12 protein-coding genes are annotated in these 13,118 nt (G+C 36.9%); all 12 read right to left on the bottom strand.

The genetic code is table 11. The features are described from left to right. Positions 1-95 precede the first annotated feature (95 nt). From AC6H4V_RS05305 to AC6H4V_RS05250, 12 genes are read right to left on the bottom strand one after another with little or no spacing between them, the layout of a single operon-like run. On the bottom strand, positions 96-1,562 hold the full coding sequence (locus tag AC6H4V_RS05305; RefSeq protein WP_497607775.1) for a PAS domain-containing sensor histidine kinase: 1,467 nt from the start codon (positions 1,560-1,562) through the stop codon (positions 96-98). Then, positions 1,559-3,562: a PAS domain-containing sensor histidine kinase gene (locus AC6H4V_RS05300; RefSeq protein ID WP_497607774.1), complete on the bottom strand. Its 2,004-nt coding sequence runs from the start codon at positions 3,560-3,562 to the stop codon at positions 1,559-1,561. Before AC6H4V_RS05300 ends, AC6H4V_RS05305 begins: the two co-directional genes overlap by 4 nt. Before the next feature lie 5 nt (positions 3,563-3,567). After that, complete coding sequence (locus AC6H4V_RS05295; RefSeq protein ID WP_497607773.1) at positions 3,568-4,617, bottom strand: protein-glutamate methylesterase/protein-glutamine glutaminase; 1,050 nt, start codon at positions 4,615-4,617, stop codon at positions 3,568-3,570. Between the two features lie 2 nt (positions 4,618-4,619). Continuing rightward, positions 4,620-5,090 carry a chemotaxis protein CheD gene (locus AC6H4V_RS05290; RefSeq protein ID WP_497607772.1) on the bottom strand — a complete coding sequence of 157 codons (471 nt, stop codon included), beginning with the start codon at positions 5,088-5,090 and terminating at the stop codon, positions 4,620-4,622. Next, positions 5,091-5,975, bottom strand: a complete 885-nt coding sequence (locus AC6H4V_RS05285) for a sensor histidine kinase (RefSeq protein WP_497607771.1) — start codon at positions 5,973-5,975, stop codon at positions 5,091-5,093. 20 nt (positions 5,976-5,995) lie between these two features. Then, the gene (locus tag AC6H4V_RS05280) at positions 5,996-6,841 is read right to left on the bottom strand and encodes a CheR family methyltransferase (RefSeq protein ID WP_497607770.1); all 846 of its coding nucleotides are present in this window, start codon (positions 6,839-6,841) and stop codon (positions 5,996-5,998) included. Then, entirely contained in the window at positions 6,838-8,907 is a 2,070-nt protein-coding gene (locus AC6H4V_RS05275; RefSeq protein ID WP_497607769.1) for a chemotaxis protein CheA, read from the bottom strand. The genes AC6H4V_RS05280 and AC6H4V_RS05275 overlap by 4 nt, the downstream gene beginning before the upstream one ends. Position 8,908: 1 nt before the next feature. Continuing rightward, positions 8,909-9,172 (bottom strand): hypothetical protein, encoded by a 264-nt coding sequence (locus AC6H4V_RS05270; protein ID WP_497607768.1) that lies wholly within the window; start codon positions 9,170-9,172, stop codon positions 8,909-8,911. Positions 9,173-9,174: 2 nt separating this feature from the next. Next, the gene (locus AC6H4V_RS05265) at positions 9,175-11,169 is read right to left on the bottom strand and encodes a HAMP domain-containing methyl-accepting chemotaxis protein (RefSeq protein ID WP_497607767.1); all 1,995 of its coding nucleotides are present in this window, start codon (positions 11,167-11,169) and stop codon (positions 9,175-9,177) included. A gap of 3 nt (positions 11,170-11,172) precedes the next feature. Next, positions 11,173-11,685 carry a chemotaxis protein CheW gene (locus AC6H4V_RS05260; protein ID WP_497607766.1) on the bottom strand — a complete coding sequence of 171 codons (513 nt, stop codon included), beginning with the start codon at positions 11,683-11,685 and terminating at the stop codon, positions 11,173-11,175. Between the two features lies 1 nt (position 11,686). Further along, complete coding sequence (locus AC6H4V_RS05255; RefSeq protein ID WP_497607765.1) at positions 11,687-12,073, bottom strand: response regulator; 387 nt, start codon at positions 12,071-12,073, stop codon at positions 11,687-11,689. Positions 12,074-12,120: 47 nt separating this feature from the next. Beyond that, a complete protein-coding gene (locus AC6H4V_RS05250) occupies positions 12,121-13,113 on the bottom strand; it encodes a response regulator (protein ID WP_497607764.1) in 993 nt (330 codons plus the stop codon). Positions 13,114-13,118 lie beyond the last annotated feature (5 nt).

Genomic DNA, 13,118 nt, shown 5'->3' with positions numbered 1-13,118 from the left:
GTCGTTCCTTTTGTTATGTTCATTTTATTTTTACATCAAAACACAGATTATAAAAAAAAATTATACTCTAATTTTTTATTTTTCACTCTTTTTACCTAAAAAGAATTTTTAAGAACTATGTTAAAACAAGCTCCACCATCTTTATTGAAGGCATGCAAATTGCCATTTAACGCTTCTTGAACTATCTTTTTAGACATATAAAGACCAATCCCTGTTCCATTTTTGCTTTTAGTAGAAACGTATGGGTCAAAAATCTTCTCTACGATATGTGGAGCTATGCCCCCTGCGTTATCACAAATCAAAATATGCAAAAACCCAGTGCTTGTATCTTCATATATTTGCACCTTTATCTTTCTATCTTCTAGGTCACTTTTTTCTTTGAGTGCATCTATGGCATTTTGATAAATATTTAAAAGCACTTGATCAAGTCTGTTATCTAGCTTGTAGCGCTGCATAAGTGCATTTTCTTTTTCGTAAAACAGTTCAATGGAGTTTTTTTCTAAAATCGGTTGGATGATGTTTTCAACACTCTCAAAAATATTTGCAAGAGTAACTTTACTGCCATCCTTTTCTTTAAAGTAATCTTGAAAAAGCTCTATGGTTTTTGAGAGGTGAGAGATGATATTGCTTACCTTAGATACACCTGTGTCAAACTCAGCATAACTTAGTTTATTTAACTCAAATTTTATCTTCATATTTAGAAGTGTCAAAGATATACTTGAGAGTGGTTGTCTCCATTGGTGTGCAACCATGCTTAGCATCTCACCCATAGCTGCTTGTCTTGACTGCAAAAGCAGCATTTTGTTTTTATTTGCAAGTTCTGTTATGTCGAAAAAGCTAATCATAAAAAGTGTTTTGTTGACCTCTTTATAGCACATTTTGTAATGATGGTTTTTATACTCAAAGATATAATTGTCGCTTTGACGCAACTGGATTGCTCGGAGAATACGGCAGACTTCTTCTTCTTCTTCTTCTTCTTCTTCTAAAAGTTTTCCAATCGTTATATCTTTGCGCAAATACTCAAAAATACTTTTTGCTTTTTCGTTGAAATCTACTATTTTTGCGAAGGTATCTATGATAATTCGAGCTTCATCAGATATAGAAAGGATAGATGAGATATAGTGAAGCTCTTTTTCTTTGGTACTTACATCTTCAAGTAATTTTGTTTTTTCTGTGTTATCTGTACGGACACTGATGTACTCAACAATTTCTTGATTGTAGTTTAGTAATGGCATAATCGTCGCTTCAAAATAGTAGTAACTTCCATCTTTTGCACGATTTTTGACAGTTCCTCTCCAGATTTTTTTACTCTGGATGGTTGCCCAAAGTTCTTTATAAACAGCGCGATCGACATCAGGAGCACGAAAGATACTGTGTGGTTTTCCCATAATTTCTTCGCGGGTATATCCAGAGAGTTTACAAAAATTATCATTGACATAGGTTATATGTCCATGTAAATCAGATTTGGAAATACTTGTACTTTTATCGAGTAAAAGCTGATACTGTTCTAAGAGCATATTTGTTTCAAAAAGCTCTTTTTCTATTTGAGTACTCTGCATCATGCTTCTACCTCAAGTAAAATCTTAAAACAAGCTCCACCATTTTTGTTCAAAGCGCTTATATTTCCACCCAAAATTTCTTGCACTATTTTTTTAGACATATAAAGTCCAAGACCCGTTCCGTTTTTACTTTTTGTAGAAAAATATGGCTCAAAAAGACGTTTCATTGCTTTTTCATCGATACCGCCTGCGTTGTCACATATTTCTATGCAAAGGTATTTTTTCTCAAAAAAGATTGAAACTTTTATACTGCCCTCTTCTACTTCTTTGAGAGTGATTTGGTCTATCGCATTTTTGTAGATGTTTAAAAAAACTTGTGAGAGTTTTGAGCTGATTGTTTCTATGTACATTTGCGCATCTATATCTTTATACTCCACTTCAAAAGAGATATTTTTAGAGTGCAAAAGTGTATTTATAAGATTTTTTGGAACTTCAATGATCTCATGGAGTGCAACTTTTTCTTTTTTATCTGTATCTTTAAAAAAATCTCTAAAATCATCTATAGTTTTGGACATATAAATGATTTGTGCATTTGATTTTTCTATAGCTGCGTTGAGTGCTATATCATCTAACATATCCATCTCTTTTTGAACGCGCACTCTGGAGAGTATGGCACTTAAGATGGTGAGTGGCTGTCTCCATTGGTGCGCTATCATACTTATCATCTCGCCGATTGCCGCATCTTTTGATTGTAAAAGCAGGAGGTTGTTTTTTTCTTTGAGTTCGGTGATATCATTAAAGATAATAACCGCTTCTTCTTCTTCTTCTTCTTCTTCTGCAAAATAGTTACCAGATGATTTTACTTCATAGATTTTTTCTTTTCCATTTTTATCAATCATAAGAACTTCATGAACTTCATTTCTGTGTTTTTCCATGTACTTGTTCCATGCAAGACCATCCATGCTTGGGGTTATGTAGTGTGATCCTTCTTTGGAGACAAAAAGTTCACAAATGCACTTATGTTGCTCTTTAAAATCTTCAAGATTTTCAAATCCAAACTCTTCAAAAAAGATAGAATTAATATTTTTTATACATTCTCCATCAGTCACTACAACGATAGATTTTTGTGAGTTGTAAATAACACCTTTTCTTCTGTTCTCTTTTATCTCATGCGTTATATCGAAAAAACTTATCATAAAGAGTGCATCTTCAAATCTTTTATAGTGCATTTTATAATGCTTTTTGTTATATTTGAAAACATAATCGTGATACTCTTCTAATTTAGTCATGTTAAATATATGGCATAGTTCTTCTTCTTCTTCTTCTTCTTCTTCTAAAAGTTCACCAATAGTCATATTGTTTTTGAGTTTTTCAAAAACAATCGCTGCATTGGTATTAAAATCTACGATTTTTCCAGAATCATCTATGATTATTTGCGCTTCATCAGATATAGAGAGGATGGATGAGATATACTGAAGTTTTTCATCATTATCGATTGCAAATTTTGCGGCCGGCAGAAAAACATAGTACATGAAAACAAAAGCAATAAATATACTTATAAAAACAAATGCCATATTCAAATAAGCAAGTTGATCTTGCTGTTTTGAAAAATTTTCTTTCATAACTTCTACTGTCTGCATAGCTATTTCAAGCATATAAACAGACTGATTATCTAGGGCATCTAAATTTTCTTGATTTGGCAAATCTATAAAACTTTTTACAACTTCAAGATAGTACTCAACATCACTCAAAACATAGCGTAGTTCTTTATTATGCGCAAATGAATTTTCATGCAAAAACATTGCATTTGTATGCATCTCTTCTCGCAATGATGCAAGTTTTGGTTGAACCAAAACATCTTCTGTAGCGTGAAATTTATAAGCACAAACCATGATCTGCTGCGTAAGCATTCTTTGTTTTCCAGCGATATTTATCTCTTGAAAAAACTCTTTTTTAACATTTGAATTTTGCATGAAATAGTAAAACGCAAAAACTATCCATAAACCCAAAAAAAGAAAAGGTGCCGCTTTTGTTAGTTTCGAGCGAAGTACTTTTTTTAACATTTTTCCTACCTTGTTCCATCAAGAAGCGATACGATTTTTGAGACAACTTCTCCTAAAGGTTCTACAAAATCAACTGCTCCTATCTCGTATGCAACTTTTGGCATACCCCATACTACAGAACTTTTTTCATCTTGTGCTATGGTTTTAGCACCACTTTGTTTCATTTTCAGCATCCCTTTTGCGCCATCGCTTCCCATTCCTGTGAGTAAAACTCCAATGGCATTTGAACCTGCATGCGTTGCAACAGAATTAAAAAGGACATCCACCGATGGTCTGTGTCCACTCATCTTCTCTCCAGTTCCAAGTTTTACTCTATAGTTTCCACCATCTCTTCGAATCACCATATGCAAATCTCCCGGAGCTATAAGTACTCTACCTTTACCGACAATGTCTCCATCTTCTGCCTCTTTGACTTCTACCTCACTTATAGAATCAAGTCTTTGAGCAAATGAAGCAGTAAAACCACTTGGCATATGCTGTACAATAACTACCCCTGGCATATTTTTTGGAAAATGGCTCACGAGCTCTGCAAGTGCTACCGTTCCACCCGTAGATGCTCCAATAGCTATGATTTTATTTGTTGTTTGCGCAAGTGCATAGCTTGGTTTTACTCTTTGGATTTGATTTTGTTTTCGCGCTTCTATCCTTGCGCCTATGTTGGCACTCGCAACAGTTTTTACTTTTTGGATAAGCTCTTTTTGTATCTCATCAATGCCATCATAGATGTTTTGATGTGGTTTTGCTACATAGTCTATGGCGCCAGCTTCTAGTGCGTCAAGTGTCACTTGTGCACCATCTTGTGTCAAAGAGGAGACCATAAGAACCGGTACGGGGAAATGGTGCATTAGTTTTCTTAAAAAACTAATGCCATCCATTCTAGGCATCTCAACATCCAGACAAACAACATCAGGTTGCAGTTGGATTATCTTGTCTCTTGCTACATAGGCATCAGGTGCCGTGCCTACTACTTCTATCTCTTTATCTTTGCTAAGAACATCTTTTAAAACTGTTCTTGCCGTTGCACTGTCATCAACTATCAACACTCGTATTGCCATGATTAAAGCTCCGTTTTTTGTACATATTTGAGCATTATGCGCCCACTGTGTGACTCTAAGGCTATCTTTCTGCCTCGCACTCCGCCAAGATCACTTGCCGCTATATGTATGCGCTGTTCATTTAAAACATGTGTTGCAATTTGTATATTTTTATCACCCACCAAAATATTTTTTGAACTATCAAAATTATTTGGACTTGCACCTCCAAATACCTTAGCTATCATATCTTTTCTTTGGCATCCAACTGCTTCCATAGCTTCTATGAGTTTTGTAATGGCTATATTTCCGTACTTTGGACTTGCAAGTCCCTCATTGTTCCATAGCGGTAAAAGATAGTGATTCATGCCTGAAACTTTCATCTTTGAGTCATAAAGGCATACCGCAACACACGAACCAAGAACAGTCTGTATAACACTCGGTCGCACTGCAACAAAGAGTTGTCCTGAATGTATATACTTCTTCTCAAGCTCCATTTAAAATTCCTCTGCCGTCTCGTTATCTACAAACATAAAGTCATCTTCATCAAAGAGACTATCTTCTTTTTGGTGTGATTTTGGAAGCATTATTCTAAAAGTGGAAAACTCTAAAAGTTCACTCTCAAACTCTATCCGTCCATCCAAAAGTTCTACCAAATCATCCACTATCGAGAGCCCAAGCCCCTGCCCTCTGTGAGCGCGATTCATACCGCTGTGTGCTTGATAAAAACGCTTAAAGACATTTTCTTGCTCCAAGAGGTCAATCCCCTCTCCAAAGTCCTCAACAACTATCAAGACACTCTCTTCTAACTCTTTGATACTCACGATGACTTTAGAGTCTATAGGCGAGAATTCAACTGCATTTGAGACAAGATTTAAAAGGATAAGATATAATTTTTCTCTATCCTGATAAATCGAATCGCCACACTCTATCTTTATCTGCATATTGATTTTTTTATGCAGCAGCGGGTAGTACAAATCCTCTTTGATCTGAAGCAAGATATCTAAAAAGTCGATTTTTGAAGAGGTAATGTCCAGTGTTCCTGACTCTATCTCGGCGGCTGTTATGATGTTTTTTATCTGAAAGCTAAGTGCCAAAGATTCTTCATAAAGTGAGTTTCCTATAAACTGTACACGTTCATCCCCATTTGTTTTGAGCAGAGATTTCGAGAGACTGAGCATACTAAAGAGCGGGTTGTTAAACTCATTTTTTATGATTGACATAAACTTGCTTCTGTTTTCTTCTGACTTTGTAAGTCTTTTGTTAACATCTTCTAGTTTTTTGAGCATTTTTTGGCTATCTGCAATGATGAGATCTCTCTCTTGAAATCTTTTTTGTATCTCTTGTAAAAGTGCTTCATTTGTAATGTAATTTAAATTCATATAGATTTTCCTTTTGCTATTTACTGTTTTTTATAGATGGATGGTTTTGAAAGTTTTAAAATTCCATCTTTCATGGTTACTAAACTCTCAGAATGCCCTATGAAAAAGTAGCCATCTTTGAGAATTTTTGAACTAAGGTTTTTAACAACACCCTCTTTTGTCTCTTTGTCAAAATAGATCATTACATTACGACAAAAAATCATGTCAAATTTTGGAGGAATTTTTGCATAGTCTCCATAGACAAGGTTAAAACTCCTAAATGTAATCATCGATTTTACAAAAGGTTTTATCTCGTAAAACATCTCTGTTCCCTGCCTTGTAGAAACACTTTTTTTATCAAAAAACTTCAGAAGCATATTTTTAGGAAGCGCGCCTATATCTGCTGATGAGTAGCATCCCTCTATGGCTTTTTTCAAAATATTTTCAGAAATATCTGTTGCTAAAATCTTGATATCCCACTCTTGTGGATTTTTGAGTATCGAGAGTAAAAAGATAGCTATAGTGTAAGGTTCTTGACCGCTTGAACATGCCGCCGACCAGATACGCAGCACTTTTTTCTCTTTGGCTTCATACTTATGTATCTCTTTTTCCAAAAAATCCCATTGTGAAGGTTCTCTAAAAAAACTAGTGACGTTTGTGCTTATCTCATTGATGAGCATAATCATCTCTTCACCGGATGAATCACCCTTGAGATACTCCATATACTCTCTGAAACTGTTCAACCCCAATGTTCTTAGTCTTTTAGAGAGTCTGCTTCGCACAAGCATAATCTTGTGCTCTGCAAGGTGAATACCTATCTCCCTGTAAACAAGTTCGCTCAGAGCCTCAAACTCTGATTTTGAGATATCGTATGCACTCATATTCATATATTTTCTCCCGAATCAAGGTGTTCTCTAATGCCCTCTGTGTTAAGGATAAGCGCGATGTTGCCACTGCCTAAAATCGCCGCACCCGAAATCTCTTTTACATTACTGCTTAGCACGCCAAGCGATTTGATAACAACCTGCTGACGCCCTAAGAGTTCGTTTACCTGCAAGATGTATCTTCCCTTTTCATGGTCTATACAGATAAAAGTGGACTCCTCTAGCGGGGTTCTGTTTTGGCTTAAGTTAAGAAGTAAATTTAAACGTACGATAGGAAGTATCTCACCGCGATAGTTTATAAACTCGCCTTTTCCTTTCACTTGATGTACATCCTCAACAGCCGGACTAAATGACTCAACGACAGAGAGTGTCGGAACGATGAACATCTCATCTTCTACTTGAATGTTAAGCCCATCGATGATAGCAAGTGTTAAAGGTAAAATAATCTTAAAAGAGGTGCCAACCCCAAGTTCACTCTCTACTGTTATCTTCCCACGCATCTCTTCTATGGACTGCTTTACAGCGTCAAGTCCAACTCCCCTGCCGCTGATGTCAGTAATGCTTGCAGCAGTAGAAAAACCTGCACAAAACAAGAAACTTATAATCTCATCGGCAGAGTAGTTCACGCCCTCTTTTGCAAACCCTTTTTCGATGGCTTTTTGAAGTATGCTTTTTGTATCTACACCTCTTCCATCATCACGTATCTCTATGACAAAAGAGCTTCCTTTATGTGAAGCACTGAGGTAGATATTGCCTCGTGGCTCTTTTGCTGCTGCTTCTCTGGCATTTACATCTGCTTCGATGCCATGGTCAACAGAGTTTCTTAACAAATGGATAAGCGGCTCAGAGAGTTTGTCCACCATAGTTTTATCTATCTCTGTATCTTCTCCGCTTACATGAAGCTCTATCTCTTTGTGAGTTTTCATACTTACATCACGCACAACCCGTTTCATCTTCAAAAATGTATCTTTGATGGGAACCATTCTAAGGCTCATCACCTTGTTTTGGATAATACGTGTTGACTTTGTAAGCATCTCAAGATAACCGTTGAGCTCATTGTTGTTTATGGAGCGAATCTGCTCATTTTGGCTGATATAGCTCTGTGCGATGACAAGTTCGCCTATCGAATCAAAGAGTTCATCAAGTTTTGCAGACTCAACACGAATAGAACTTTTTGCTTTGTCACTTGTTTTAAGTGCGCTTTGGTTATGTACCTCTTTTTCTTCGACTTGCTCTATTTTTGAAGTTTCAAGGCTTTTTTGAAGCGCTTCTACAGGAACAATACTAATGCAAACCTCATGCTCCTCTGCTATAAACTCAAAAACATCAGCTATATCCATCTCATCTTTTTGTGTTAAAAGATAGAGCGTTAAAGTTTTGATATAAGAAACTTCAGTATTAAATGCCTCAAGTGGGACTATGTTTGCATCTATGCTGTAGTGCGTGTAGATAATCTCTCCAAGAGCGCCAAGCAGTTTAAAAAATATCTGATGGTTATAGCCTCGAAGATAGATATCGCTATCTAAGGTCATCTTCACTTCATACACTTTTTTCCCATCAAGCACCTCTTTATCCAAAGGAGCATAGCGCATCATCATTTGCGTCACATCACTCTCCTTAGCCTCATGCGAGTAAGAAGTAGTGCTTACAAGCGTTTCATACGATCTCTCGGCTCCCTTTTCTTGAAAATCAAGCGCTTTTTTTATCTCATCTAGTATCTCATAATAGTGGGGAGGGTACCCATCCAACCCCTCTTCTTCGTAGTTAAATACCGTTCCTACGATGTCAAAAGAGCGTATAAAAAGATCCGCATCGCTTGCTTGAAGCACATTTTCTTCTTTACGATACAAAGAGAGCAAATCTTCAAAGTGGTGGACAAACTCACCGAGTTTTACAAATCCAAAAGAGTTCGCATTGCCTTTGAGCGTATGCACTCCACGAAAGATATCGTTAATGAGATCTTTATCATTAGGAGTCTCTTCGAGACTTAAAAATTTGGGTGCAATCTCTTCAAGTATCTCTTTGCATTCATTTAAAAATATCTCCATTACTCTGTCATGTTTGTTCATTTTACCCTCGTATGTCGATGGACATCTTGCCGATGCCCTCTATTTGTGCCACATCGCCCTCTAAAAGAGCGATGTGGATATGTGGAGCTGTTTTTTTAACAGAAGCCAAAAGAGAGAAAAGTGCACTTGATGCAACACCGTTACTTGCATCAACACAAATCTCTTTAACCTGTTCTATCTGTTGCAAAATCATTTTTGATAAAAGAGTGATTTGCTCATTATCTATCTTCGCATCGATGTTTAGCACTCCATCTACTATCTGCATAACTAAAACTCTTTGAGATCATCATCATCTAAAGGCAAGATTTCAGATGGTTTCTTTTGAGGTTGTTGCTGCATTTGGAACCCTTTAGCAGAAAAACCTTTTACGGGACTTTTACTTGCCATTTTTGGCTGGTGGTGTAAAACAGACTTTGCCATATGCATACCGCTTGTCGAAATACCAAAAATAGCTGCGAGTTCAGCTATGTTTACTTTCATAGTTGTTGCTTGTGCGCTCATCTCTTCACTTGCAGCAGCACTCTCTTCAGAGTTGCTAGCAATTACCTGTGTTACAGAATCAACTTGATTCATCGCTACGCCTAGCTGGTTAATGCCGCTTGCTTGTTCTTTAGAAGCAATCGCAATTTCTCCTACGATATCGCCTGTCTTTTTGACTTTGTCTAAAATCTCAACAAACGCTTTGTTTGTCTGCTCTGTAATGAGGTTTCCTTTACGAACATCCTCTATAGATTTTTCGATGATAGCCGCTGTATCTTTTGCTGCTGTTGCACTTCTTTGTGCAAGGTTTCTTACCTCTTCTGCAACAACTGCAAATCCAAGACCATGTTCACCTGCACGTGCCGCTTCAACTGCCGCATTAAGTGCAAGAAGATTTGTTTGAAATGCAATCTCATCGATAGTTTTAATGATGTTAGAGATTTTTCTTGAACTCTCATTTATCTCTTCCATAGAAGTACTTAACTCTCTAATATGCTCATACCCCATTTTAGCCGCTTCATTTGCATCACGTCCGAGCATATCTGCTTCTCTTGCATTTTCAGAGTTTTGATCAATGGTCGCTTTTATCTCTGTAAGAGAACTTGTAATCTCCTCTACTGATGCCGCTTGTTCTTGTGCTCCCTCTGCTAGTTGTTGGCTTGAAGAACTTACTTGATTTGCCGCGCTTGCTACTTGTTCTGCACCGTCATTTACAGTGTTCACACCAGATGTGATAAGACTCATAATCTGTCTTACCATAAAAAACGCTATGATTACCGCTAGCAAGATACCGCCTAGCGCGACACTAATGTTCATATTTCTGATATCAGCATAAACTTCATCAGATTGTACTTTGGCTTTGTTCATAGACTCTTCGTTGTCATCTGCAATTTTATTAATCAATGTTCTTGAGGAATCAATAAGCTCTCTTGCCTTTCCTGCGGAGAGTGTAGACGCTTTTTGGTTTGAGTTTTGCACTCCGAGTGTTAAAACGGTATTTTGAATATCTTTAAATGCATCTACAGACTCTTCTACTTTGTTCAAAAGTCCCAAAAATTCGTTTGGTATAACTTTTCTCAGCTCTTGAAGCTCCTCATCAACCTCTTTGATAAATTTATGGGAATTGTCAACCCATCCTTGCATTTCAGCTTCATCCTCAGCTAAAATCACCCTTGAAGCATCACGAATAGCGCGAATCATGTTGGATTCGATTTTAGTAGCTGCATAAAAAGCTTGAAGTGTTTTTTTAGAGTTGGCATCGAGCTTTTTCTCAAGTTCTTGTATCATACTCTCTTTCATCTCGCCTGTATATTTCTCTACAAGTAAAAACTGCTTTCTTGCATCTCCGTTTAATTTCTCTTTTGCTTTTACATTGGTATTAGCCATTGTAAGTGCTGATACTTGTTTGTTGACTTCTATATATGCATCTACATCTTTCTTGAAATTATCCATAGCTGCTCTACTTTCTGGTCTTACAATTTCACGAAGCTCTGCTGTTGCTTTTAAGAGACTATCTTTAGCTTTATTGAAATTTTTTTCAAAAGCACTCATTTCTTCTTGGGTAGATGCTAAAATCATGTTTTTTTCAGCTCTTTGCATCTCTACAAGATTGATTTGGATTTTTTGTGAAAGTACAACTTTCTTTGCATCCCCATCCACTAACTCATTTAAGCTATCATTGATGCTTCCTGCACCTCGTATCCCAAAAAAAGCTATGGCTGAAGCCACAACTACCAGTATGGTGATTATCATCGCCAGTTTTTGCGTAAATGTCATTTTCATTTTTTACTCCTCTATTATTTGTTCTAGTTGTTTTACACTGCTTAACTCATCTTGTGAAAAGATTTGCTTTAAGTTGACTATCATCACTACACCGCTGTTTGTTTTTGCCATAGACTTTAAAAAAGTAGTATCAATGGCAGTACCAAACTTCGGCGGCTCCGCCATCTCCTCTTCTGTGATGTTGAGTACATCTGCCGTTTTGTCAACGATAAAGCCGATGAGACTGCCATCGACTATACCTATGATGATAGTGGTTCGCTCGTTGTACTCCATCTCTTGAAGGTCAAACTTAGCTCTGATATCTATGATAGGAATGACTAAACCTCTCAAGTTGATAACACCTTTGACAAAATCAGGCATTTTAGGAACTTTCGTAAATTTCATCATCGCGATAATCTCTTTTACATCTAAAATCTCGATGGCGTACGTCTCGCCGCTTATCTCAAAAGAGAGATATTTTTGTGCGCTTGAAGCGGCAAGTTTGCTCTTTTGCGCTGTTCTTTGGTTTGCTGCCATACTACAGTCCCAAAACTTTTTGAATCGCTATAACAATTTTGTCATTGCTAAAAGGCTTAACAACCCATCCAGCGATACCTATCTCTTTACCGGCTTGTTTTATCTCAGCCGAATTTTCAGTAGTAAGCGCTAAAATGGGCTTTTGGCGCACAGATGCTATGGCTTTGAGTTTTTGTGCTAGCTCCAAACCGCTCATCTGCGGCATATTGATATCTGTAAAAAGAAGATCATAATCCACATCTCCAGCTACAACCCTATCCAAAAACTCAGCAGGATTTGAAAAAGTGCTAAATGCTATACTGCCATTTGCAACCAAATCTTCAACTGCGAGTTCAACAGAAGCTAAAACCGCTTTACTATCATCTACAAACACTACTTTTTTTGACATTTTTTTCCTTTAAATTAAATTTTTTGTTCTTTTTGTTTTGTGTTTATTTAAAATAGTTCAAACTCCTCCTCTTCAAAAGGTGCATTTAAGACCGCAATCTTAAGCTGCTCTATCGAGCTCTTTAATGAATCTTTGAGATAATGGATGTCGATAGTGTCTTTATAAACAAAAACCGTCTGCACAAAACGCGCTATATCATCATAGATAAATTCAAGCATTTTAAATTTCTGCTTTTGTTCATCGCCAAGAGCGTCAAAATCAACCTCTTGCATAAACTCTGCAAGTTCTAAAAAGAGTGCTGCCATCTCACGCATTATCTGGATTTGAGAGAGAATGGTTTGCATTTTTTTGAGTAAAAAACTCATATTTACAAGAAGCTTATGAGTAAGTTCCCCTTCATAAATCTGGTTAATATAGACTTCAAAATCATCACTTATCTCTATAAGCGTAGTGATATCATCTGATACAAGGTTCCACGTTGCATCTTGCTGTATCTGGTTAAGAAATTTTTTGCTGCTTAACTGTTTTTTTGCAAGAACAGATGCGGCACTCTGTGTAGGTTTCTCTACTATTTTGCAGGGAACATCTTTTTCCAACTCTTTTGTTTCTTCTTGCTGTTCTTGTGCATAAAACTTAGCAAGCGCAACATTTTCACAAACCTTTAACAGTCTGTACAAAAACTCTTCATCTTTAAATGGTTTATGCACAAACTGGCGCACTCCGATATCTATAAGCTCTACAAAATACTCCACTTCATTATGCGCGGAGAGGATGATGATATCTTGGTCTGGGTTGAGCACTTTGATTTTTTTGCAAAGTTCGATTCCATCCATATCGGGCATTGTGATATCACTCAGGACTATATCTATCGTCTCTTCTTTATATATGGCAAGCGCCTCTGCTCCATCGTATGCGGTTCTCACATTTTTAAAAAGAAGCGTTGCAAGAGAGCTAAGCTCCTCATTTAAAAATCTGTCATCTTCGACTACAAGGAGTGTTAATGTTTTTGCGTATGAGCGCAACTCTTTAAAAATCGTCATCCATA

This window comes from Sulfurimonas lacustris (assembly GCF_059705355.1).
Note: the sequence above shows the minus strand (reverse complement) of the source record. Positions and strands in the feature narration are given on the sequence as shown.